General features: G+C 53.9%; 19 protein-coding genes. 1 reads left to right on the forward strand and 18 read right to left on the reverse strand.

All coding sequences use genetic code 11. From position 1 onward, the window contains the following. Window positions 1-75 precede the first annotated feature (75 nt). Both QZR18_RS04730 and aspS read right to left on the reverse strand, forming a co-directional pair. Window positions 76-2,451 carry a TIM-barrel domain-containing protein gene (locus QZR18_RS04730; protein ID WP_295910497.1) on the reverse strand — a complete coding sequence of 792 codons (2,376 nt, stop codon included), beginning with the start codon at window positions 2,449-2,451 and terminating at the stop codon, window positions 76-78. Window positions 2,452-2,607: 156 nt separating this feature from the next. Further along, window positions 2,608-4,416 carry an aspartate--tRNA ligase gene (gene aspS, locus QZR18_RS04735; protein ID WP_178705335.1) on the reverse strand — a complete coding sequence of 603 codons (1,809 nt, stop codon included), beginning with the start codon at window positions 4,414-4,416 and terminating at the stop codon, window positions 2,608-2,610. 208 nt (window positions 4,417-4,624) lie between these two features. On the opposite strand from aspS, the gene QZR18_RS04740 reads away from it, so the two are divergent. Then, the gene (locus tag QZR18_RS04740) at window positions 4,625-6,004 is read left to right on the forward strand and encodes an MFS transporter (RefSeq protein WP_178705332.1); all 1,380 of its coding nucleotides are present in this window, start codon (window positions 4,625-4,627) and stop codon (window positions 6,002-6,004) included. A 15-nt stretch (window positions 6,005-6,019) separates the two neighbouring features. Here the strand turns inward: QZR18_RS04740 and QZR18_RS04745 are convergent, their stop codons facing one another. The 16 genes from QZR18_RS04745 to QZR18_RS04825 all read right to left on the reverse strand — a co-directional run bounded on the left by QZR18_RS04745 (window position 6,020) and on the right by QZR18_RS04825 (window position 23,859). After that, window positions 6,020-8,008: a DEAD/DEAH box helicase gene (locus tag QZR18_RS04745; RefSeq protein ID WP_178705329.1), complete on the reverse strand. Its 1,989-nt coding sequence runs from the start codon at window positions 8,006-8,008 to the stop codon at window positions 6,020-6,022. Window positions 8,009-8,199: 191 nt separating this feature from the next. Further along, window positions 8,200-9,555: a histidine--tRNA ligase gene (gene hisS, locus QZR18_RS04750; RefSeq protein WP_178705326.1), complete on the reverse strand. Its 1,356-nt coding sequence runs from the start codon at window positions 9,553-9,555 to the stop codon at window positions 8,200-8,202. 63 nt (window positions 9,556-9,618) lie between these two features. Then, entirely contained in the window at window positions 9,619-10,362 is a 744-nt protein-coding gene (locus tag QZR18_RS04755; RefSeq protein ID WP_295910500.1) for an MBL fold metallo-hydrolase, read from the reverse strand. After that, window positions 10,359-11,672: a DUF349 domain-containing protein gene (locus QZR18_RS04760; RefSeq protein WP_178705323.1), complete on the reverse strand. Its 1,314-nt coding sequence runs from the start codon at window positions 11,670-11,672 to the stop codon at window positions 10,359-10,361. Before QZR18_RS04760 ends, QZR18_RS04755 begins: the two co-directional genes overlap by 4 nt. Window positions 11,673-11,837: 165 nt before the next feature. Continuing rightward, window positions 11,838-14,144 (reverse strand): bifunctional (p)ppGpp synthetase/guanosine-3',5'-bis(diphosphate) 3'-pyrophosphohydrolase, encoded by a 2,307-nt coding sequence (locus QZR18_RS04765; protein WP_178705320.1) that lies wholly within the window; start codon window positions 14,142-14,144, stop codon window positions 11,838-11,840. Window positions 14,145-14,186: 42 nt separating this feature from the next. Continuing rightward, window positions 14,187-14,729, reverse strand: a complete 543-nt coding sequence (locus tag QZR18_RS04770) for an adenine phosphoribosyltransferase (protein ID WP_178705317.1) — start codon at window positions 14,727-14,729, stop codon at window positions 14,187-14,189. After that, complete coding sequence (gene secF, locus QZR18_RS04775; RefSeq protein WP_178705314.1) at window positions 14,729-15,796, reverse strand: protein translocase subunit SecF; 1,068 nt, start codon at window positions 15,794-15,796, stop codon at window positions 14,729-14,731. The genes QZR18_RS04770 and secF overlap by 1 nt, the downstream gene beginning before the upstream one ends. Beyond that, the gene (gene secD, locus QZR18_RS04780) at window positions 15,793-17,745 is read right to left on the reverse strand and encodes a protein translocase subunit SecD (protein WP_178705311.1); all 1,953 of its coding nucleotides are present in this window, start codon (window positions 17,743-17,745) and stop codon (window positions 15,793-15,795) included. Before secD ends, secF begins: the two co-directional genes overlap by 4 nt. Window positions 17,746-17,773: 28 nt before the next feature. Then, window positions 17,774-18,148 (reverse strand): preprotein translocase subunit YajC, encoded by a 375-nt coding sequence (locus tag QZR18_RS04785; protein WP_295910502.1) that lies wholly within the window; start codon window positions 18,146-18,148, stop codon window positions 17,774-17,776. Window positions 18,149-18,248: 100 nt separating this feature from the next. After that, window positions 18,249-19,283: a Holliday junction branch migration DNA helicase RuvB gene (gene ruvB, locus QZR18_RS04790; RefSeq protein ID WP_178705308.1), complete on the reverse strand. Its 1,035-nt coding sequence runs from the start codon at window positions 19,281-19,283 to the stop codon at window positions 18,249-18,251. Next, window positions 19,273-19,866: a Holliday junction branch migration protein RuvA gene (gene ruvA / locus QZR18_RS04795; protein WP_178705305.1), complete on the reverse strand. Its 594-nt coding sequence runs from the start codon at window positions 19,864-19,866 to the stop codon at window positions 19,273-19,275. The genes ruvB and ruvA overlap by 11 nt, the downstream gene beginning before the upstream one ends. A gap of 50 nt (window positions 19,867-19,916) precedes the next feature. Beyond that, window positions 19,917-20,546 carry a crossover junction endodeoxyribonuclease RuvC gene (gene ruvC / locus QZR18_RS04800; protein ID WP_178705302.1) on the reverse strand — a complete coding sequence of 210 codons (630 nt, stop codon included), beginning with the start codon at window positions 20,544-20,546 and terminating at the stop codon, window positions 19,917-19,919. Window positions 20,547-20,548: 2 nt separating this feature from the next. Next, window positions 20,549-21,145 carry a pyridoxal 5'-phosphate synthase glutaminase subunit PdxT gene (gene pdxT, locus QZR18_RS04805; protein WP_178705299.1) on the reverse strand — a complete coding sequence of 199 codons (597 nt, stop codon included), beginning with the start codon at window positions 21,143-21,145 and terminating at the stop codon, window positions 20,549-20,551. Next, window positions 21,139-22,041, reverse strand: a complete 903-nt coding sequence (pdxS, locus tag QZR18_RS04810) for a pyridoxal 5'-phosphate synthase lyase subunit PdxS (RefSeq protein ID WP_009409494.1) — start codon at window positions 22,039-22,041, stop codon at window positions 21,139-21,141. Before pdxS ends, pdxT begins: the two co-directional genes overlap by 7 nt. A gap of 3 nt (window positions 22,042-22,044) precedes the next feature. Then, on the reverse strand, window positions 22,045-22,806 hold the full coding sequence (locus tag QZR18_RS04815; protein WP_178705296.1) for a YebC/PmpR family DNA-binding transcriptional regulator: 762 nt from the start codon (window positions 22,804-22,806) through the stop codon (window positions 22,045-22,047). 381 nt (window positions 22,807-23,187) lie between these two features. Continuing rightward, entirely contained in the window at window positions 23,188-23,859 is a 672-nt protein-coding gene (locus tag QZR18_RS04825; protein ID WP_178705293.1) for a histidine phosphatase family protein, read from the reverse strand. Window positions 23,860-23,879: the final 20 nt, after the last annotated feature.

Consider the following 23,879-nt stretch of genomic DNA (forward strand, 5'->3'; position numbering starts at 1 on the left):
CGCACCACAAAGCCGAAAGGTCGGGCTCAGACCAACTCTTTTCGTCCTTTAACCCCATGATTCGCTCCTGATACTTTAGAGATCTGATGCAATTGCGATTTGGACAAGTGCCTCACGCAAATCTGGGGCAACGCCTGAAGCACTTAAGGCGGCGAAGAAGGCACCACGACCTTCTTTCCACGTAGCGTCGAGACGTGTGAGCGTCTCAACCTCACAACGAGCATGAGTCAAAATTCGACGAATCTGCTCTGAGCGTTTAACCTCTTCACTCATCAACTTTGGTTCAAGGTCAAAACTGGCGCCCGTGCGCGTTTCAATATAACCAAGGTCAGTCAGTTGGGTATCAATTCCATGCCCATAGGTGCGAACAAGGATCTTCCGTCGCACCGGGATTGAGTCCAGATCTCCATCGGCACCATGAATTGTGAGTCTATGGTGAGCATCGTCCCATTCAAAGAGCGTACGAACAAGAGAACTATCGCTATCTTGATCTTCAATCAGCTCATAGCTTGCATCCGCTCCAAAAACGAGCAGTAGCTCAATTTCTTCAGGATTACCGGTACCAACATTTGTCTGGCGCCCAAGCATTCCCAATGTGCCTTCACCATCAGGAGCGGCAGCGCTTCCACAAAGCGGAATGATCGATCCGCTTCGCGCAAAGAGCGGAGTCCGTGAAAGCTCTGACCACAGTGAAAGCTTTCGATTACCCTGGTAGGCGAGATTCGTCATGAGGTCGACCCACATGCCCTCTGGTAGCCACGCTTCAGAGTGACCCCGGCACGAGGCTTCAGAGAGCTGTTCAGTGACTGGGGCAGCGATCAGCTCGCATCCAAAGCGGAAGCAATTGGGGACTTCCCAAGCCTGAGCGTGGCCGTCATGCTCCCAATACATTGGACGAATGAGTGGGAGAAGCTCATCACGACCGTGGAACTGTTCGGAGTGGAGATACCCGATCAGTCGGTGTCTGAAACGTAGGTATTCCTCTTGAATTGCACAATGAGGTTCTTCGAAAACCCATGGTTCTTTTCGCGTGAATGGATTATTCGATGAATGCAGGCGCATGATTGGGCTAAATACACCACTTTGGATCCAACGGGTCTCCAACTCTGGATCACGTACGCCAAGCATGTGACCACCGATATCATGGCTCCACCAGCCATAGCCGATATTTGAGGCGGTCGCAGTAAATTCAGGCTGGAACTTCAACGATTCCCAGGTAATGTAGGTATCTCCAGAAAAACCCAGAGGGAAGCGCTGAGACCCGGGTCCACAATAGCGTGAAAGCGTCAGCCCTCGTCCATGTCGGTGAGCATTATCAAGATAGTGATAGTGGTTGAGAACCCACAACGGGTCCAGTCCAGGAACGCTTGAATGCTCGCCTTGTTGCCAGTCAACCCACCAGAAGTCGACCCCTTGATCTTCAAGTGGATGCAGAATCTCTTCAAAATACGCCAACATAAAATCGGGATTCGCTGGTTCAAAGAGGATTGTCTTTTTAGTTCTAGGATCTACGCCCATTCTTTGAGCTAAGCGCTCGTACCCCTCTTCAAAGTAACGAATACCATCAGCAGGGTGAAGATTGAGTGAGGTGTGAAGACCACGCTCATGCAGAGCATCAAGGAACTTTTGTGGATCTGGGAAAAGCTCAGGATCCCAGGTGTAGCCTGTCCATCCTGACCCAGCTCCCAAGGGAGGGCTGGTGACATGCCAATCCATATCGATGACAGCGACTGCAAGCGGAACATCGTGACGAGCAAATTCGCTCATCACTTCCAAATAGTCCTCATCTGTGTAGCGGTGATATCTACTCCACCAATTTCCTAAGGCATAGCGGGGCAGAATCGCTTGAGGACCGCTTAAACGGTAAAAGGAACGTACGGCCTCGGGAAAATCTGGTCCGCAAGCGAAAACGTAAATGTCTAGGTGCTCCGGACGCGCAGCCAGGAAGACTCCATCGCTAGAGACCGGGCAGGTGTCATCAATCAACGAGCTTATGCCACGGCCATCGACGACTCCTCTATCCAGTTCACAGCGTCCATCAACCGTGTCCAATGTTCTGGTCGTCCCACGCAGGTTTCTCCCTTGAATCCAGGGAAATTCTGCATCAGTCCCCCAACGCCAGGTTCCACCCCAGCTATCTTCTTCCCTTACTTGAGCCCACAATCCATTGGAGTTGGGCTCCTTGCCGTCATAGTGGAAGGACATATGTGCAGTCTCAATAACTACGCCGCCGACTTCATCATGGTCGATGCGCAGATCCTTCACAGGTAGGCACTTGCGCCAAGCCATCATCTGTGTCGGTCCATCTAGGAATTCACCGCTCGGATCCCATTCGAGACGGATCACAGTGTCTGAAAGAATTTCAATCCTCCACTGTGGGCCTTCAATCACTTGCTCGGCGGGAGGCGCCTGAATCGGTGAAGGTAGCAAATGGGGTGGAAGAAGCGCCATCACGTATCACTCCTGAGGAATCGGCATTGAGCCCTGTTGACTACCAAGATTAGCCTCTCAATCCTCGATCTGCCTATTCACTGAGCAATAATTTCCGGGGTGGTTGATGCGCATCAACCACCCCGGAAACTTTCTAGAAATTAGCCGAAAGGACGTTTACTTTTCAGAGCTAATCTCAGAGTCCTCTTCGCCGCGCTTCTTCGGCTTCGCATCCACGCCAGCCTCCTTGCGCTGTGCAGGAGTAATGGGTGCAGGAGCATCGGTCAGCGGATCGTATCCGCCACCCGACTTCGGGAAGGCGATGACGTCGCGAATTGATTCAGACTTGGTGAGCAGCGAAACAATTCGGTCCCATCCGAAGGCGATGCCGCCGTGCGGAGGAGCTCCGAACTTGAAGGCATCAAGGAGGAATCCGAACTGCGTTTGGGCTTCTTCCTCGCCAATACCCATGACCTTGAAGACGCGATTTTGGACGTCACGTCGGTGAATACGGATGGAGCCACCGCCGATTTCATTACCATTGCAGACAATGTCATAGGCGTAGGCCAAAGCATTCCCAGGATCCTGATCGAAAGTATCCAACCACTCAGGCTTTGGCGAGGTGAAGGCGTGATGGACAGCAGTCCAAGCGCTGTGTCCAAGAGCAACGTCACCTTCGGCCTCGGCATCTCCGGTCGGCTTGAAGAGAGGGGCGTCGACAACCCAGGTAAACGCCCACGCGTCGGGATCGATCAGGTTGCAGCGCTTACCGATCTCGAGGCGGGCGGCGCCAAGCAGCTCTCGCGAGGCGGTGGGCTTACCAGCAGCGAAGAAAATACAGTCACCAGGCTTTGCGCCAGTGGCCTCGGAGAGGCCAGCGCGCTCAGCTTCAGTGATGTTCTTTGCAACCGGACCGCCAAGGCTGCCTTCCTCATCAAGAGTGACGTAAGCAAGTCCCTTGGCCCCACGCGCCTTGGCCCATTCCTGCCACTTGTCGAAGGTGCGGCGAGGCTGAGAACCACCACCGGGCATCACGACTGCACCAACATAGGGTGCCTGGAAGACTCGGAAAGTCGTGTCCTTGAAGTACTCAGTCAGATCAACAAGCTGGTATCCGAAACGAAGATCAGGCTTGTCAGAGCCGTATTTCTCCATCGCGTCCTTGTAGGTCATGCGAGGAATCGGAGTCTGAAGATCGTAACCGATGAGGGCCCAAACATTCTTCAAAATCTCTTCTGCAACGGCGATGACGTCGTCCTGATCGACGAAGCTCATCTCAATATCAAGCTGTGTGAACTCCGGCTGACGATCTGCACGGAAGTCTTCATCACGATAGCAGCGTGCAATCTGGAAGTAACGTTCCATTCCGGCAACCATCAGCATCTGCTTGAAAAGCTGCGGGGACTGCGGCAGTGCATACCAAGAACCGGGTGACAGACGAGCAGGAACAATGAAGTCACGCGCACCTTCAGGGGTGGAACGTGTCAGCGTCGGCGTTTCAATTTCCACGAAATCATGAGCGTAGAGAGTATCGCGAGCAGCCCGCGAAACCTTCGAACGCAGGCGCAGCGCGTACTGCTCGGGTTCACGACGCAGATCAAGGTAACGGTACTTCAAACGCGTTTCTTCACCGACGTTGCCTGAGTCTTCCGCGTTGGAGGACACCTGGAAAGGAAGCGGCGCAGAAGTATTGAGAATCTCAATATCGTCGCCCATGACTTCAATAGCACCCGTAGAGAGATTCGGGTTCTCGTTGCCTTCAGGACGAGCGCAGACCTCTCCGGTCACTTTCAAAACGAACTCGCTGCGCAATTCGTGGGCAACGCGTTCATCGCGAACGACCACCTGCGCAATTCCCGAAGCATCACGGAGATCGATGAATGCAACACCACCGTGGTCACGACGTCGATCGACCCATCCGGTCAAGGTGACGGTTTGGCCGACAAGGTCAAGGCCAAGCGTTCCAATATTGTGAGTGCGAAGCACTGGTTTTCCTTTCGTTGGTACCATCCGCGAGACGAGCGGCGGCACGGACATAATACCCCCAATGCTCCCCCACTCCTCGATCAACGAGTCGACAGCAGGAGTTCATTCGTTTGTTTTCACTCAACAATAATCAGCCCTACCAACAATTGAGGCGCACCTTTTGTAGACACTGGCCAAAGTCTCAGGCGAAATGTGCAAGGATAATGACATGTCCCCAAGTCCCCGAGCTCAGGCATGGTCAAGTGCGGAAAAGGGACTCATGCTCTCCTCCGTCATCTTGATTACGCTTTCCGCTTTTGAATCGCTTGCAACGACCACGATCATGCCGAACGTCGTTGCCTCTTTCCATGCAGATTCTTGGTTCGCAGTTTCTTCGGGTGCTGCTCTGATTACAAATTTGATTGCAAATGTCCTAGCAGGAGGTCTCAGCGATGCGTTGGGCGTCAAAAAGGTATTTGCCTGGGGATTAGGACTTTTCTGCGTAGGACTATTAGTAAGCGCTCTCGCTCCCCATATCGCAGTATTCGTTCTCGGTCGGCTCATCCAGGGCCTGGGTGGAGGATTTATCATTGTCCCGCTCTACGTTCTTGTCGGAGCAATCGCCACTCCCCTACACCGTCCACGCTACTTTGCAGCTTTTTCCCTATCTTGGGTCTTCCCTTCTCTCGTAGGACCTGCTCTTGCTGGACTGATCGTGACATATATTGGATGGCGGGTGGTTTTTGGTTTAGCTCCTCTCCTCGCAGTATTCGGCGCAATTCCCCTTCATTCGGTTCTTAAAAAATTCTCGATCCCATCACAAGGAGTTCTACCTTCTTCACGCTTTGTCCGACTGGCGCTAGGCAGCGGTATCGGTGTTTTCCTTCTACAGATTTCGGGTACTTTTACTTCGGTCTGGGCAATGGTGCTTGTGGGCTCTGCAGGTCTTACGCTCTCGGCAATAACGCTTCCGCGTCTGCTCCCTCCTGGCTCTTTTACTCTCAAGCGTGGCATCCCATCACTTGTCATAACTCGTTTACTCATGATGGGAGCGGTAACAGGCGCAGAAGTTGTATTGCCTTTACTTCTTCAACGTGTTCAGGGCTGGACTCCGAGTTCAGCCTCCCTCGTCGTTACTGCAAGCGCCCTATCCTGGGCTGCCGGCTCGGTGATCCAGTCCCATATCCACGTGGGCAAGAGCCGACTCAGGCTCCCACGAATCGGAATGGTCTTTGTTATCATTGGCCTGGCTCCACTAACAATGCTTCTCCAGACATCCGCCCCTCACTGGCCAATCTTTATCGCCTGGCTCCTTGCTGGACTTGGCGTTGGCCTCACGCACTCTACGATCTCAGATCTCACGCTTGGGGCAACCGATCCCTCAATGCATGGACGAGCATCCTCGTGGCTTCAGGTTGCGGACTCGGCCGGTGCAGCTGTCGAGCTTGCTTTCGTCTCTCTTGCGCTGGCTCTATGGAGTGCTCTCGGATTCACGGGTGCCATTGCTTACCTCCCCGCAACCTTAGTTGCCCTCGGAGTCGCTGTCGTCGGTGTATGTGCGGCAATGAGAACGCGCGAGGAAGATCTTCTCCCTCGCGCGTCTGCTTAGTAATGTAGTTGTCGCTCAGCGTCCGAAACGACGTCCCTTCCCCAACTTCTTCGAGGCCGATTTCCGCTGAGGTTGCGTAGCTCTCCCACCCCTAAACGAGGACTTTTCGCCGAACTCGCGACCGCCTCGGCGATCATCACGGCGATGATCATCTCCATGGCCTAAACGGTGCCCACGCCCGCGCTCCGTGCGGGACTTCGCTAAGTCTCGGGAGTCTTTTCGTGAAAGCGCAGCCTTCCTCGGGGAACGAGCCTTCCCATCGGGTCCCTCATCAACGCGGATTCTCAGTGCGCGACCTGAAACATGCGCCTTTGAAATCCGAGCCATGGCATCCGGACGAAGGTCTGTATGAATTTCGACTAGAGAGAAGGTCGGGTAGATATCAATATGACCGATATCTGCACCGGCAATACCACCTTCACCGGTGATAGCTCCGACGATCGCACCGGGCTTGACGCGGTCCTTCTTCCCTACTTCGATGCGGTAGCGCGTACCGGTCCCAACTGCGTGCCGAGGTGAAGAACCCTGTTTACGCGCCTTGAGTGGGCGGTCGTTGTCGCGGCCTCCCTCAAAGTGAGCGCGTGCAAATTCGCCCGATTCGTCAAGTTCTTCCTCGCGACGAATCTTTCCATTACCGCGACGATCCTCAGTGATGCGCGCAGCGGGTCCTTCATCCCCCACTGCCTGGGCAAGAAGTGCAGCCGCAATATCCTCAATATCCAATGAGGTTGTGTCATGGACCTCATCAAGAAGCTGCCGGTAAAGATCGAGTCGTCCACGTTCAATACGCGCGCCAATGGCATCCAAGATTCCGCTGGCTCTGAACTGTGAGACAGCAGCGGGTGAAGGAATCTCAACCTCTTCCATGGGGGTACCGGTAAGCTTCTCGATCTTGCGAAGTCGGCCATGTTCCCGAGGCGTAAAGAAGGTCAACGAGCGCCCTTCACGCCCGGCGCGCCCAGTACGCCCAATTCGGTGTACATAAGCTTCTGCTTCGCGGGGAACGTCAAAGTTGACGACCAAACCAATTCGTTCAACATCGAGGCCTCGAGCGGCAACATCGGTTGCAACCAGAACGTCGAGGGAGCCGTTCTTGAGACGTTCCACCATGCGTTCGCGTTCGGTCTGCGCAACATCACCCGAAATACCTGCGGCCTTAAAGCCTCGTGAGTTCAGTTCAAGAGCAATTTCCTCGACATCTAGACGCGTGCGGACGAAGACAATTGCAGCATCAGATTCTTGCGCGCTCTGGTGTTGAGCACGAGTAGCAAGAACACGCGAAAGCGCACCAATCTTGTGCTTGTAAGGAACAACAGCATAGGTTTGGTGAATCGTATCAACAGTTGAAGACTCTTCAGAAACAGCAATCTTCAGAGGGTCCTTCAAATGCGTTTGCGCAATTTTCTCAATTGCGGCAGGCATGGTTGCAGAAAAGAGGGCAGTCAAACGATCATCAGGAACCGAGGCGGTAATAGTCTCGACGTCCTCAGCAAAGCCCATGCGGAGCATTTCATCTGCTTCATCAAGCACCAACATGACGACGTTGCTCAGATCCAACGCGCCTTTCTCGATAAGGTCGATCACTCGGCCGGGAGTGCCGACAACGACCTGCGCACCACGCTTAAGCGCGCCGATCTGAGGACCGTAGGCTGAGCCCCCATAGACGGGTACGACGTCAATATCGCGGCTCTGAGCGGCGAAATCTGAAATCGCCTGAGCGGACTGCATGGCCAATTCGCGCGTAGGTGCAAGCACAAGTGCCTGCACATGACGTTGATCAGAATCAATCAAAGCCAAGAGCGGCAGACCAAAGGCCGCGGTCTTTCCAGTTCCCGTCTGAGCAATTCCAACGACATCATGGAAGTCAAGAAGCGCTGGGATTGCCTCAGCCTGGATAGGGGTTGGAACCTCATAGCCCATGTTGGTGATGGCTTTGAGGAGATCATCAGGCAGTCCAAGATCTGCGAAAGTAGTCTCGGTAGTGTTTTCGGGTGCAGTGGACACAGTTTTCCTTACAATTAGCGTCGCTCAGGGTCGACTTCACGGATGAAGCGCGACCCCACACCGTTTTCACCGCCGAGGCTATGCTCGACCACCATTGGGTAGCGCCTCGTTGCCTAGCAAGGCTATCAGGTCAATGCTCCGGAAACAGTAGTGCCTTCGGTGAGATCGCACACCGAAGGCACTAAAACGACTTAGGAATCCATTTCGTCCGTAGGACGGATCGCAGGATGCACATCATCTTCAGGAGGTTGCCAACTGTAGATGTCAGCCTCTACCTGTTCGCCTGTGCGAATGTCCTTCACAGTATCAGCGTTTCCATCCGAACCGGGGAACCATACGAAGGGGATTCCTCGTTTATCGGCGAACTTAATTTGCTTGCCGAATTTTGCGGCGCTAGGCGCCACATCGGTAGGGATACCACGCCTACGCAAGATGGTTGCCAAGGCATTGCAGTGTCGACGTTCTGACTCGTCAGCAACGGCAATAACGACACAGGTCGGCACCTTCCGTGAAGCGGAAACCATATCCTGCGAAAGAATTCGCGAGACGAGCCGAGAAACACCAATTGAGAGCCCTACTCCCGGGTAGGTGCGCTTCCCGTCCTTGGCAAGTGAGTCATAGCGGCCACCGGAGCAAATAGAGCCAAGATCTTCATGACCCACAATTTCGCTTTCGTAAACCGAACCGGTGTAATAGTCGAGGCCACGAGCGATCTTGAGATCAGCGATGATAACTCCCGGCATTGCAGCATTTGCCTCGTCAACAAGAGAACAAAGCTCAGTAAGACCTTGATCAAGAGTTTCACTGGAAACACCTAAAGCAGCAACTTCCTGCTGGAGATGTGAAGCATCTTCGGTACGAATCTTCGCCATGCATAGAAGAACGTCAATCTGCTCGGGGCTCAACCCTGCCTCGGCCAGTTCTTCCCTCACACCCTCTGGACCGATCTTGTCGAGCTTGTCCAATCCCCGAAGTGCAGATTCAACATCACTCACGCCAATGCCTTCACACACCCCCTGAACAACCTTGCGGTTATTCACGAGAACATGAACAGGCGGGATCGGTAAAGACATCAAGGCTTCGGCCATGACAAGAGGAAGATCGACTTCGTAGTGGAAGGGCAACTCTCCCAAACCAACAACATCGATATCAGCCTGAGTAAACTCACGGAAACGCCCGTCCTGCGGGCGTTCTCCGCGCCATACCTTCTGAATCTGGTAACGCTTGAAGGGGAAATCCAGCTCGTTTGCGTTCTCAATGACGTATCTTGCGAAGGGTACTGTTAAGTCAAAGTGAAGGCCCATCTGGCGTTCTTTGGAAGAGCGCTGTCCCTCATCTTTCAGCGCCTGTAAGCGATCCAGAACATAGATCTCTTTCGAGGTTTCACCCTTGGATTGAAGCTGTTCAAGTGTTTCAACCGCTCGAGTTTCGATACCCGCAAATCCATGGAGTTCAAATACAGAGCGAATGTGATCAAGAATCGCTTGTTCAACGATGCGGCCCTGCGGGAGCCACTCGGGAAATCCTGAAAGTGAAGTACGTGCCATAATCTCTATTCTTTCACGGAGGAGCTCAGCTGTCGGCCCGAGCCGCGGGTACGACGAAAGAAATTAACCGATGCTCTTCGCACGACGTAGATAGGCATTATTCGCCAATTCATCACCCATCGTCGTCGCTACAGAGTGCCCTGGGAAAAGAATCGTCTGCGGATCAATCACATTTGCAAGGGTTCGCAAAGTATGCCGCATCTGGGTCTCGTCACCGCCAGGCATATCAGTTCGTCCCACTGAACCAGCAAAAATAACGTCGCCACTGAGCGCCCAGGGAACGACAACCCCAGTGTCTAGCGCGCGCACGCCATTCCAATAGACAGTGAGCACCGAGGCTCCCAAGAAAAGCGCCGAACCTTCAGTATGCCCGGGAGCTGGGACCATGCGGAGAACAAGGCCAGGAACATACTCAAAGGAGTCGACCGGGCATTCCTTGATCACTGAGGGCTTGCGCCATTCTTCACTCACTTCTTCCGGAAGTGGGAGCGAAACGTACGATGCTGGATCATCAAGGCGGTATGCGTCCGGTCCGGGGATCCAGACAGGTCCAGGCCCCTGCGGCGCCCACGACGCAACCTCAGCGCAGTCCCACACATGGTCAGCATGACCATGCGTCGCTAGAACGGCACCAACGTATGCTCCGTCTTCCTCAAGTGCCCGACGAATTTCTTCACGCACACCGAAAGAAGGATCGACAACAAGCGCTCCCACTTGTCCGTCTCCCTGAGACTGCGGCGTAATCACACAGCAATTCGCGCCATAGAAGGGAGTGGGGATGACGTGAATTCGAATGTTCTCGTTCACGACAGCGAAGAGGAAATCTGATCGAACCAAGCCTGCTTCGTTTCCAGTGCCTGAGTCAGTTCGCGAACCTTCGCGTCATCACCCGAGGCCTTCGCTTCTTCAAGGTCAGCGCGCAACTGATCGAGCTGTTCTTCAAGCTGACCGAGCATTCCCGTGGCACGAGCACGAGTCTCAGGATTCGTACGACGCCATTCAGCCTCTTCAGCCTTACGGAGCTCATCTTCAACTGCGCGAAGCCGGGCTTCGATCTTACGGAAGTGCTCTGAAGGAACACGACCAATCTCAGCCCAACGATCTTGAATTGACCTCAGAGCAGACTTGGCCTCTTCGTGGTCAGTGATTGGCAGAAGCGCCTCAGCTTCCTTCAGAAGTTCTTCTTTCGCGCTCAGGTTCGCTTGGTACTCAGAATCAACGGCAAGATCGTTGCGGTGACGCGCATCGAAGAACGCCTGCTGGGCGGCGCGGAAACGTGCCCACAGTGCGTCATCTTCACGACGAGAAGCACGCGGTGCGCGCTTCCATTGCTCCATCAATTCACGGAAGGCATTGGAGGTTTCACCCCAATTGGTCGAGTCCTTCAAGGCTTCTGCGCGAGCAATAATTTCTTCCTTGACGCGCTTTGCCTGTCCTTGTCGCTCATCGAGCTCAGAGAAATACTGCCGACGACGACGATCAAATTGCGTACGGGTCGCAGAGAATCGCTTCCACAGTTCATCTTCCGCGGCCTTATCCAAGCGCGGTCCACGACGCTGAAGTTGCTTCCATTCTTCAAGGAGATCGCGCAGGACCTGACCCGATTGCTTCCAGTGAATCTTGTTGGACTCTTTAGCAAGGATTGCCTCTGCACGCTCAACAAGAGCGGTGCGCTCTTCCAGAGCGTGTTCCTTTGCGAGGCGACGCTCTTCCTTCGCTTCTTCCTTACGCGCTTGCGCCCTTTCCTCTACAGCTTGGACGCGTGTGCGCAGCGCCGGAAGATCACCAATAGCATTGGGCTGTTCAACAGCTTCCTTGAGCGTGGCAAGAGTCTGGTCGATCTCCTTCGGCCCAAGGCTCGACAAACGGTCTTCAAAGAGCTTAATCGTCGCTTCGAGGTCCGCGTAGCGACGCGTGTAAAGCGCGAAAGGATCCGATGGAAGGCCCTCGGGGAAGGATCCGATCATTCGCTCGGTATCACCGTCTTGAACCCACACATTTCCCTGGGAATCAATTCGACCAAAATCGATCGAAAGCTCGGTCGTTCCGGCCGGTTCGACAGTACGTGCAGCGGCGACTTCAGGCTCAGCGGCCTGGGTTTCAGGCGAAGTAGTCACGATATTCCTTCGAGGTTGGGACAGTTTCCCATCCGACGCGATGCATGGATTTTCCACACAGGCATACCTTCAGCGGTACATGCTCCATCCTAAAGGAAAAAACCGCCAATCTCATAAAAAATAGGGTGACGTCTCACGAGGTTGCCTCAAAATGAGACAGCGTTACTAACTCGCGGAGGTCGAAACACGTACCGCTTCGAACACACCATCCACACGCCTCAGCGCAGCAAGAACCGCATTCAAATGGCTCATTTCAGCCAAATGGAAGCTAAATCGCGCAGTTGCCACCTGGTCTCGCGTTGAAACAGTAGATGCGGAGACGATATTGACTCGATATTCAGTCATCACTTTCGTCAGATCTGCAAGCAACCCGGGGCGGTCCAGAGCTTTCGTCTGAATTTGAACGAGATACTGTGCTTGAGAGTGTTCGTTACTCCACGAAACCCTGACAAAACGCTCCGGATGCAGACCTTCCAGACGTACGGCATTGGGGCACGTGCGCTGGTGGACAGAAACGCCTTGACCGCGGGTAATAAAACCGACGATGTCATCACCGGGAACCGGCGTGCAGCACCGTGCAAGTTTCACCCACACGTCATTAGCGTTCATCCCATCAACACTCACGCCTTGTCCCTTCGCGCTGAGCTCAGGGGCCGAATGGAGATGCCCTCCTGGGGTGACAGCCTCGGAGAGGGTTTCTTCGGTACCATCTCCCCCACCGAGATTTTCAACAAGCTTCGAGACAATATTCTGCGCAGAAATATGGCCATCGCCAACAGCTGCATACAGACCCGAAATATCTGGATACCCCAGCGATGTTGCGACTGAAAGAACAGAATCATGGTTCATCAGACGTTGCAAAGGCAAGTTTTGTTTGCGCATTGCGCGCGCAATACTTTCCTTACCTGCCTCTACTGCTTCTTCTTTTCGTTCTCGAGAAAACCATGCTTTGATCTTTGACCGAGCACGCGGCGAAGCAACGAACGCAAGCCAGTCACGCGAAGGACCAGCTTTATCTGACTTTGAAGTGACGACTTCAACGGTTTGCCCGGACTCAAGTCGAGTATTAAGCGGGACGAGGCGACCGTTAACCTTTGCGCCTACAGTCCGATTGCCAACCTCTGTGTGCACTGAGTATGCAAAGTCCACGGGAGTTGCCCCGCGAGGAAGTACAACCACTTCTCCCTTAGGTGTGAAGACATAGACTTCGTCGCCAGAAATCTCATATCGAAGCGAATCAAGGAATTCTTCGGGATCCCCCGTTTCGCGTTCCATATCAACCAGTGCGCGCAACCAGTTCATCTGTTCATCAGCGCTCATCCGGTCAGAATCCAAAGAGTTGGCATTCGGATTCTGCTTGTATTTCCAGTGTGCCGCGACGCCATGTTCTGCATGTTCGTGCATCTCATAGGTGCGAATCTGAATCTCAACCGGTTTGCCACCCGGGCCAATCACCGTTGTGTGCAGCGACTGATAGAAGTTAAACTTCGGCATCGCAATGTAGTCTTTGAAGCGCCCCGGGATTGGATTCCATCTACCGTGGAGAGCCCCTAGAACCGCATAGCAATCACGGACGGTTTCGACCAACACGCGCACTGCGACAAGATCAAAGATCTCATCAAATGCCTTATTGCGGACGATCATCTTCTGATAAATCGAATAGTGATTCTTAGGGCGCCCGGTCACCGTTCCCTGTGTACCCGAACGTCGCAAATCTTCTTCGATCTGAGAAATTACTTCGCGTAGGTAAAGATCGCGTTCAGGTGCTCGTTCCGCAACCAGGTGGTCAATTTCTTCATAAATTTCGGGATAAAGGATTTTGAAAGATCGCTCTTCCAGTTCCCATTTGATCATATTCATCCCGAGGCGGTGCGCTAAGGGTGCGTAGATTTCAAGAGTTTCCCGCGCCTTCTTCTTCGCAGATTCGACAGGGACAAAACGCCAGGTACGGGCGTTGTGAAGACGATCGGCAAGCTTAATGAGAAGCACTCGAATATCACGGCTCATCGCGATAATCATCTTGCGCAGAGTTTCAGACTGCGCACGCTCACCATAGCGAATCTTATCGAGTTTAGTAACCCCATCAACCAGCTGAGCAATAGCCGGGCCGAAATCGGCTGTGAGCTGCTCAAGGGTGTAGTCAGTATCTTCAACCGTATCGTGAAGAAGAGCTGCAGCAAGCGTAGGTGAAGTCATGCCGACTTCAGCCAAAATTGTCGCTACTGCAACGGGATGAGTGATGTACGGTTCGCCGCTCTTACGCATCTGGCCGCGATGCGCCTTCTCAGCCGTCGCATAGGCGCGCTCAATCAGAGAAACATCAGCTTTCGGATGGTTGGCACGAAGTGCGCGAACCAAAGGTTCAATCTCAGGCGTCGTCATCTTCGAACGAGCACCGAACCACACCAGGCCTGAACGCACGCGTGACCCGGCCGCAGGCGGCCGGGTCACGTTGTCATTTTGCTCACTCATTCCTCAATGATACAAGCGATCATCGTGAATGAAAGACTTGACTTAGAAAACGACAGCAGTTTCAACCTTAACGTGAGGTTCAAGCTTGGAACGTCCGCCAAGAGCTTCAAGTTCCAAAAGAATTGCGACGGCCTCGACCTTCGCACCACACTGCTCGAGAAGCCTGACAGAAGCAGCTGCCGTTCCGCCTGTAGCCAAGACGTCGTCAACAACTAAAACACGCGCGCCTTCTTCAACGAGGCCGGGATTAAGCTCCATTCGTGCGCTTCCGTATTCGAGGTCGTAGTCGATACCGATCACTGGGCCGGGAAGCTTCCCTCCCTTACGCACAGTGATCATTCCAATGCCGAGCGCAGTTGCCAAAGGTGCTGCAAGGATAAAACCGCGAGATTCCAGTCCTGCAACCGCGTCGATGCGCCCGCGGTAATGGTCAGCCAGCAAGCGAATCAATTCCGAGAAAGCGTTGCCATCCGCCAAAAGAGGGGTGATATCGCGGAAAAGCACGCCTTCCTCAGGAAAGTCTTGTACTTCGCGGAGATGGGTGCGGACAAGTTCACTAACTTCTGCTCCGAGCTCTGCGCTCATCAGCGGGCCTTCTTCCTCTTGGGTTGGGCTTCATTTCCAAGGCGACGACCAGGCTGGACCGGGGCCACACGCACACCGTCGCCGGTACGACCTTCGCGTTCGCGTCGCTTCGCAACCAAAGCATCGTGTTTCTTGGTTGACGAGCGGCGTTCTTCCAGCATAACCAACAACGGCGAAGCAATGAAGATCGAGGAATATGTGCCGACGATCATACCGACAAACAAAGCAAGAGAAATGTCGGTCAATGTGCCCGCGCCCAGAAGCAGCGAACCGATGACAAGAATTGAACCAACCGGAAGCAAAGCCACGATCGAGGTATTGAGCGAACGCACCATTGTCTGGTTCACAGCAAGGTTGACCATGTCGCCATAGGTGTAGCGATTTTGATCGTTAATACCCTTTGTGAGTTCCCGAACCTTGTCGAACACCACGACGGTGTCATAGAGCGAATAACCCAAAATCGTCAGAAAGCCGATAACTGTTGCTGGCGAAACCTCGACACGAGTAACTGCGAAGAAACCGATGGTTGTCGCAATATCGTGGAAGAGCGCGAAAATCGCCGCGACGGACATCGTCCACGATCTGAAGTACGCAGCCATCAGCACCGCGACAAGCGTCAAGAAGATCGCAAGCGATTGCGCAGCTTTAGCAGTAACATCGCGCCCCCAGGAAGGACCGATAGACGCAGACTGAACATCCTTCGCATCGACCTTGTAGGCGCTTGCAAGGGCTTCGCGAACCTCGAGTGTCTTTTGCGAATCCAAAGATTCGGTTTGAACTCGGATGCCATCAACACCGACAGAAGAGACACGAACTTCAGACGCAAGGTTTCCCTTTTGGATAGCATCGTATGCCGGCTGCTGGGAAGTCTCAGAAAGACCTGTCAAAGTGAATTGCGAGCCACCGGTGAATTCAAATGACCGGTTAAGTCCAAAAATTCCAATGAGAACCGCACAAATAGCCATCACGACCAAGGCTGCTCGGACAAAAATCCGACGCTTTGGGACAATCCGATAGGACTTCTCGCCCGAATAAAGGGCATTACCCCACTGGGCATAACTCATCATTGTTCTTCTCCTGCCTGCTCGGAAGAAGTGTTGTCCTCGGCCTCATGACTGCCCTGTTCGGCCAAACGTGCTGCACGCTTACGTTCTGCCAGAGAGAGCGGCTGGCCTTCAGCGTTGGTCTCGGGAGTGCTGCTAGCGGAACCAGCACCCGAAACCACCACGCGGCCTCGGCCGGCGTAGGTAACCGCCGAACGGGCACCGAGGTGCTCGGGATCAAGTCCGGAGAGCTTATGTCCCCCACCGAAGAACTCGGTACGGATGAGCAACTCCATCATCGGGTGTGTGAAGAGGAAGATCACGATCAGGTCGACAACTGTTGTCACGCCGAGGGTAAATGCGAAGCCCTGAACGCCACCAACAGCCAGGATGTAAAGAACCACTGCAGCAACGAGGTTGACCGCATCCGAAACCAAAATGGTTCGCTTGGCACGGTCCCAGCCTTCATCGACTGCTGCGCTCAGCGGACGACCATCGCGCACTTCATCTCGAATACGCTCGAAATACACGATGAAGGAGTCTGCTGTCACGCCGACTGAAACGATCAAACCGGCAATGCCGGCAAGCGACAGTCGGTATCCAACTGCCCACGACAAGACCGTGATTACCAGGTAAGTCAAGCAGCCCGCGACGACAAGCGAACCAGCGGAGATGATTGCCAGCCCTCGGTACTGCCAAATCATGTAAAGGACAACAAGAACCAGACCAATCAAGCCTGCCCACAGGCCCTTCTCCAAGTGTTCGGAGCCAAGGGTTGCGGAAATCTGCTGCTCAGACTGGACCTCGAAGTTCAACGGGAGCGAACCAAAGCTCAGCTGGTTTGCAAGAGCGGCCGCACTCTTTGCAGTGAAGTGACCCGTAATCTGCGCGGTACCCGTGGGAATTTCCGCATTCATTGACGGCGCGGTAATCACTTGGCCGTCCAAAACAACGGCGAAGTGGTTCCGATCCGGCTTTCCGAAGTTGGTCCCGCTTTGGGTGTCATTGCGCAGGTCGTAAAGACGCTTTGAAGCCTCGGCAAACTGCTTGGTTCCCTCAGCGTTGAAGGTGAGATCAACGCCCCACTCACCAGTGGAGTGTCCCTGGGAGTTCATACCCATTCCGGCAGTGGCTTTGGAGAGCTCTGAACCTGAAACATCAACGGGACCCAGCAGATACTTAACCTGTCCGTTTGAATCACATGCAACATAGGGCTTATCAGCAGGCGCTTCAGTGCGGCCGCCGCGGCCGGTCGTGCAATCAAGAGTGTACAGATCGTAGATAGCTTGCTCGGTCGCCCACTTCAGGTCTGAGTTATTTTCAGGCTGTTCAGTGGGAGTATTCGAGAGCTGACCATCTTTATTCTGATCGGCCAGTTCTTTTGCACGCTCAGGACTTAGAGCGGAGCTAACAGTTGAGGGGCTTGCCGACACCGAGGGAGATGCAGATGCGCTAGGGTCGGCAGACTCGGACGCTGAAGGCGTTGAGCTTGCAGCGGCCTCAGGATTGTTCGCCTGCGCCTGGCCACTTGAATCGGTCGCACTCGGGCTCGGGTTACTTTGCGACTGAGTAACCGCGGGAAGCATTGCTAGAACCGGGCGGAAATTCATCTGGGAGGACGAGCGGATCAGGTTCAGCGTTTCCTGAGAGGGAGTACCTGGAATCGATACCGAGATATTCGAGGAGCCCAGGGAAGAGATCTCGGACTCAGACACACCTGAAGCATCAATACGCTGACGAATGATGTTGATCGCCTGGGTAATGTCGTTCTCAGTAACCTCGCGATCCACCCCGCCAGAAGCAACCGGAGTCAGGATCAACTGCGTACCACCCTGCAAGTCCAACGCAAGCGAGGGAATATATGAAGCACCTTTATTCGTCAGTTTTCCAACAACAAGAGATGCTGTACCAAGAACAAAAATAAAGATCAGAGTAAATAGAGCACGCCAAGGATGGCGCTTTTGAGTTGTCACGATGGTCTACCTTTAGTTCCCTTCGGGATCACTTCGTCTCGGTCGAGTCGTCCTGCGAATCTAAGCCGAGAACCGGCTCGTCTTCAGATTCTCCAGAAGCGTCGTCTTTCTCTGCATCAGTGCTCTGGAATGGAAGTTCCTCAGCCACGTCCAGAATTGCTCGCTGATCCCAATAAGTTTCGTGACCACCGGGGGTCTCAAGAATGACGATCTCACCATCTTGATCAACGAAACGTCCCCAGAATCCAGAGCGCAAACGAACCCACGCACCGGGGACCATCATTTCCTTACGACGTTCTTCGGCCTTCTTTTCCTGTTCAGCCATACGCTTTCGAGCGCGACTATTAAAAATAAAAATGACGACAAGCATCAGGCCGATGAAAATCAGGAACTGTGTACTCACGATCTATCTTTCTTCTTGGGGCAGGAATGCATGAAAGCTATCCGCATACAGTGTAATAGGAAGCAGCGCATTTGGGTGACATCCCAACGTAAAAACGAGATTACTCAAAGAGAGCAGATTCAGCCGGCGGCGTTAAACCAAGATGTTTCCACGCTTTAGCGGTTGCCATCCGACCGCGTGTCGTCCTTAGAATAAAACCTTCACGAACCAAATAGGGCTCTGCAACAGTCTCGACGGTCTCTGCTTCCTCGCCAACAGTCACTGCAAGCGTAGTAAGACCAACCGGTCCTCCCGCAAAACGGCGACACATTGCGTCAAGAACAGCACGGTCCAGACGGTCAAGTCCAAAAGCATCGACCTCGAAGAGCTCAAGAGCACCTCGCGCAGCATCAAGCGTGAGCTGACCATTGCCTCGGACTTGGGCGTAATCAACTACACGCCGCAGCAGCCTATTGGCGATTCTAGGAGTACCCCTAGAACGAGAGGCGATTTCGTGGGCGGCTTTCGCATCAATGGGAGTAGAAAGAAGCTCTGCAGAACGCCGAACAACCATTTCAAGGTCATCCGTCGAATAAAACTCGAGATGAGCGGTGAAACCAAAGCGATCACGAAGCGGTGCAGGAAGAAGGCCAGAACGAGTTGTCGCGCCAACAACAGTGAAAGGCGGTAGGGTCAGCGGAATCGACGTCGCGCCCGGACCTTTACCAACCACGACGTCAACTCGGAAGTCTTCCATTGCAAGGTAAAGCATTTCCTCAGCGGTACGGGCAAGGCGATGAATCTCATCAATGAAGAGGACATCACCTTCCTGAAGCCCCGATAAAATTGCCGCTAAATCGCCAGCATGCTGAATCGCTGGTCCTGAAGTGAGGCGCAGAGATGTCCCCATTTCAGCAGCGATGATCATTGCCAGTGTCGTCTTACCCAGTCCAGGCGGTCCCGCTAGCAGTACATGATCGGCGCTCGCCCCACGAGCCCGCGCAGCATCCAACACTAACTGAAGCTGATCACGGACGACCTTCTGGCCAACAAATTCGCTCAAACGCTTGGGACGGAGCGCAGCCTCGGCCGCCCTCTCAAGTTCGCCCGCGTCTGGGGCAACGATATTGACGGAGGCCTCAAACTCATCGGCCATTTGCGCCTCCCAGCTTAATCAATGTTGCACGTAGGAGATCTGAGGCGTTGAGACCATTTCCGCCTAGCTCCGCCAGCGCAGCATCAGCCTTTGATTCGTTCCATCCCAAGCCAATCAACGCTGCCTTCACTTCTGCTTCAACTGCTCCCGACATCGGTGCCGAGGCCTGAGGAAGTTCAGCCGGGAGTCCGAGCTTATCGCCCAGTTCCACCAGCATGCGCGAGGCAACTTTCTTGCCAACCCCGGGAATCCTTGCCAGAGCTGCGGTATCTTGATCTGCCACGGCCCGCCGCAGATCATTCGGAGTGAAAACAGAAAGAGCCGCCAGACCAATCCTAGGGCCGATACCGCTGACTGACATCAGAATTTCGAATACTTCGCGCTCTTCTTCAGTCTTGAACCCATAGAGTGTTAAAGAATCTTCACGAACAATCAGATGGGTATAGAGCTCAACATCATCGTCTTTGTGGAGCTCACTGGCAAAAGGTGGAGTGACGAAAACCTGAAAGCCGATACCTCCGTGAACAACAACGACATCACCCACACCGATGCGCGCGATGCTGCCAAGAACTCGGGAAATCATGCTTTCTCCTCAACGATGCTCTTGATGGGACCGAACATACGTACGATACCCTAGCTACGTCGACGACGGGGGTCGACCGCGCCGGTTCGGCGCTGCGCAGCTTGAGCCTCTGCCCACATTTGTTGTGCTGGAGTCAGGCGCCCCCTGGCCGAAAGCTTTCCCGACTGAGATACGGCAACTGTAGAGTCTCCCCTAGCTCCAAGCAGTCCAGTCCCTCGCCACGCATGGCAGATCGCGATAGCTAATGAGTCAGCGGCATCAGCGGGCTTCGGGGGTTTATCTAATCCCAGAATACGAGCAACCATGTGCTGTACCTGCGCCTTATCAGCATTTCCATTCCCCGTCACTGCGCTTTTTACTTCTGACGGGGTATGAATTGCCATGGGAAGTCCAGCCCGTCCCGCAGCAGCGAGTGCAACTCCCATAACCTGCATAGTCGTCGAAACCGAACGAAGATTGTCCTGAGCGAAAACCTGTTCGATAGCAACAACCTCGGGTTCGTAAAGGGAGATCACATGATCAATTGCATCAGCGATCTTGGCTAACCGAAAATGCTGGGCTAGTTCGGTTGAAGACCGGGCAACGCCAACAAAAGCCATCGAGGCACGCCGAGAGGGATCGACGTCAACAACGCCCAAGCCACAGCGTGTAATACCCGGGTCAATTCCCAAAACTCGCATGATTAAGATTCCCGCTGAACCATCCGTGTAAAGAGCTCGTGGAAGCGCCAGTCCGTGCCGATCTCCGGGTGGAAGGAAGTTGCGAGTGCTTGACCTCTGCGGACAGCAACAATAGGTCCATCGGGAGTATTTCCGGCGCGCGCGAGCACATCCACAGACTCACCCACTGACTCAACCCAAGGCGCCCTAATAAAGACGGCGGGGAAAGGCTTGCCCTCAATTCCTTTGATATCAAGCTCTTCTTCGTAAGAGTCCACCTGACGACCAAAGGCATTCCGACGCACAACCATGTCGATGGCGCCAAATGAACGCTGGTCATCCCTGCCATCAAGAATCGTCGTCGCTAGCATAATCATTCCCGCGCATGTCCCATAGACCGGCATTCCATTTGATATCTGTTCAGCTAGCTGATCAAAAATGCCGAATGAAAGCAGCAGATTGGACATTGTTGTCGATTCGCCGCCAGGAATTACCAAACCGTCAACCGACGCGAGTTCCTCGCTACGTCGCACTAGGACAGCGCGGGCGCCGGATTCTTCCAGCGCCCGCACATGTTCGGCGACATCGCCCTGAAGGGCGAGAATGCCAATATTTACCATCCGCGTTCAGCCAATCGATGGTCAACAGGAAGGTCGTCAACATTAATGCCAACCATCGCTTCACCAAGCCCACGCGAAACTTCTGCAATGACCGAAGGATCATCATAGAAAGTCGTTGCCTTGACGATAGCGGCCGCACGCTTCGCAGGATCACCCGACTTGAAAATGCCGGAGCCGACAAAGACACCTTCGGCGCCAAGCTGCATCATCATGGCAGCGTCAGCGGGGGTTGCAATGCCGCCAGCCGTGAAGAGCACGACGGGGAGGCGTCCCTCCCGAGCGACCTCAGCAACGAGCTCGTAGGGTGCCTGAAGTTCCTTGGCCGCAACGTAGAGCTCGTCCTCAGGCAAGGAGGTCAGGCGGCGAATCTCGTCACGGATCTTACGCATGTGCGTGGTCGCGTTGGAGACGTCACCGGTGCCGGCCTCGCCCTTAGAACGGATCATGGCCGCACCCTCGTTGATACGACGCAGCGCCTCACCGAGGTTGGTCGCACCACAGACGAATGGAACGGTGAAGTTCCACTTGTCGATGTGGTGACTGTAGTCGGCGGGGGTCAGTACCTCGGACTCGTCGATGTAGTCGACGCCAAGGGACTGCAGAACCTGTGCTTCAACAAAGTGACCGATGCGAGCCTTTGCCATAACCGGAATGGAGACAGCATTAATAATGCCGTCAATCAGATCAGGATCTGACATGCGAGCAACACCGCCCTGGGCGCGAATATCCGCCGGGACACGTTCGAGCGCCATAACTGCAACGGCACCTGCATCTTCAGCGATCTTCGCTTGCTCAGGAGTGACGACATCCATGATGACACCACCCTTAAGCATCTGAGCCATTCCGCGCTTGACCTGCGGGGTGCCAACCTCGCGAGTTGCCGTCTGCTCAGTCATCACTCACTCCTCTTCTTCCAGCTGGGCCTGTACCTCATCGGAAAGAGACATATTGGTATAGATGTTCTGCACATCGTCAGAATCTTCAAGTGCGTCAATGAGTTTATTGACCTTAAGCGCGCCTTCGAGATCGAGTTCAACTTCGGTGGAGGCGACGAATTGAACTTCCGCCGAGTCGTAATCGATACCGGCTCCTTGCAACGCCTTGCGGACTGCAACGACATCGCTGGGCTCACACTCAATAACAAAGCCCTCACCGAGGTCTTCAACTTCTTCGGCGCCGGCATCAAGAACGGCTTCCATGATGCTGTCTTCATCCACACCGTCTGCAGCGGGCACCTCAATGACACCACGCCTTGAGAACAGGTAGGCAACCGACCCTGGATCTGCTAGCGAGCCGCCGTGACGGGTGAATCCCAGACGAACATCGGATGCCGCACGATTACGGTTGTCGGTCAAACACTCGACTAAGAAGGCGACACCATTGGGGCCGTAGCCTTCGTACATAATGGTTTCATAATTTGCGCCACCGGCTTCTGCACCCGAACCACGCTTGACGGCGCGATCGATGTTGTCTGCCGGAACAGAGTTTTTCTTTGCCTTCTGAATAGCATCAAAGAGGGTGGGATTTCCGGCGGGGTCACCACCACCGGTACGAGCAGCAACTTCAATATTCTTAATCAGTCGTGCGAAGAGCTTACCGCGCTTGGCGTCAATCGCCGCCTTCTTGTGCTTGGTAGTCGCCCACTTAGAGTGTCCCGACATTACTTCTCCCTTTTGGGCTGGATCAATACTGTGCCAGTTTACAGCTCATACCCTCACTTCCCCACCGGGCACGCATTTTATGGGACAATGCACCTCGCCAGCACGGTGGATGTTCGCCGAAAAATCGAGCATTGACTTGGTTCTTCTAGGAGGGAACATGTCTTTAGGACACGGTATCGAGCACTGCGTATGCTCTGCAAGAGAATGCGAAAATTCAGCGGTTTTCATCATCGAATGGTCGAATCCGAAGATTCATACCGGTCGGACTAAGAAGTGGCTTTCATGCGAAGCGCACCGGCAATTCCTCATCGATTACCTCAAGTACCGAAACTTTCCCTATGAGGTGCGCACTTTCAATCCGCCGCAGACTGGAGGCAAGTCTCAGTCACCGCAAAGTTGATCCCCATCCCAACTAAGCGCAGAAAGAGAAGCGAAAATCCCATCACTGCTGAGGGCGCGAATCTCTTCGATATCAACGTTAAACACCACGATTCCGGTATTTGACATAAAGCGAGTAAGCGGAATTCCCCGACGAATATCCTCACTGAGATACGCAGAAATCACGCGGATCAGACCTCCATGAGCAACAAGCGCTCCAGTCCCTTCATCCCCCGCAGCACGGTAAGCGCGTTCCATCACGGCTTGAATTTCGGGGATAACCCGCCCGAGAAACTCGTAACCATCCTCAGCACCGGGCATACGATGTGAAAAATCTCCGTGCATCCACGCTGCGCAGGCTTCCACATAAATCCTGATCGCGACGGGATCACATGACATCTCAAGATCACCGGCACTCACTTCACGAATCTGTGCCGTCACTACTGGTTTTACTCCGAAAAGTTCACACAACGGTGCCGCTGTCTGTTGCGTGCGTTTCATCGCAGAGACACTGAGAGCATCCAATCGCCCTGCCACTTCACGTACAAAACGCTCTTTCAGGCTGTCGGCCTGTGAAAGCCCAAGTTCGGTCAGCGGCAAACCAGGGAGACGAGTATCCAAAGAGGCCGTGATGTTTGCTGGAGTTTGTCCATGTCTAATTAATGCAAGTTTCATGCCGCTCCCCTGCTAATACG

This window comes from uncultured Actinomyces sp. (assembly GCA_900541895.1).
Classification (GTDB): domain Bacteria; phylum Actinomycetota; class Actinomycetes; order Actinomycetales; family Actinomycetaceae; genus Pauljensenia.

Excerpts from the sequence above, each read along its gene's own strand:
- QZR18_RS04730 (WP_295910497.1), bottom strand. The coding sequence starts at position 2,451 with ATGGCGCTTCTTCCACCCCATTTGCTACCTTCACCGATTCAGGCGCCT.
- QZR18_RS04740 (WP_178705332.1), top strand. The coding sequence starts at position 4,625 with ATGTCCCCAAGTCCCCGAGCTCAGGCATGGTCAAGTGCGGAAAAGGGA.
- hisS (WP_178705326.1), bottom strand. The coding sequence starts at position 9,555 with ATGGCACGTACTTCACTTTCAGGATTTCCCGAGTGGCTCCCGCAGGGC.
- QZR18_RS04765 (WP_178705320.1), bottom strand. The coding sequence starts at position 14,144 with ATGAGTGAGCAAAATGACAACGTGACCCGGCCGCCTGCGGCCGGGTCA.
- QZR18_RS04770 (WP_178705317.1), bottom strand. The coding sequence starts at position 14,729 with ATGAGCGCAGAGCTCGGAGCAGAAGTTAGTGAACTTGTCCGCACCCAT.
- secF (WP_178705314.1), bottom strand. The coding sequence starts at position 15,796 with ATGATGAGTTATGCCCAGTGGGGTAATGCCCTTTATTCGGGCGAGAAG.
- ruvB (WP_178705308.1), bottom strand. The coding sequence starts at position 19,283 with ATGGCCGATGAGTTTGAGGCCTCCGTCAATATCGTTGCCCCAGACGCG.
- ruvA (WP_178705305.1), bottom strand. The coding sequence starts at position 19,866 with ATGATTTCCCGAGTTCTTGGCAGCATCGCGCGCATCGGTGTGGGTGAT.
- ruvC (WP_178705302.1), bottom strand. The coding sequence starts at position 20,546 with ATGCGAGTTTTGGGAATTGACCCGGGTATTACACGCTGTGGCTTGGGC.
- pdxT (WP_178705299.1), bottom strand. The coding sequence starts at position 21,145 with ATGGTAAATATTGGCATTCTCGCCCTTCAGGGCGATGTCGCCGAACAT.
- pdxS (WP_009409494.1), bottom strand. The coding sequence starts at position 22,041 with ATGACTGAGCAGACGGCAACTCGCGAGGTTGGCACCCCGCAGGTCAAG.
- QZR18_RS04815 (WP_178705296.1), bottom strand. The coding sequence starts at position 22,806 with ATGTCGGGACACTCTAAGTGGGCGACTACCAAGCACAAGAAGGCGGCG.
- QZR18_RS04825 (WP_178705293.1), bottom strand. The coding sequence starts at position 23,859 with ATGAAACTTGCATTAATTAGACATGGACAAACTCCAGCAAACATCACG.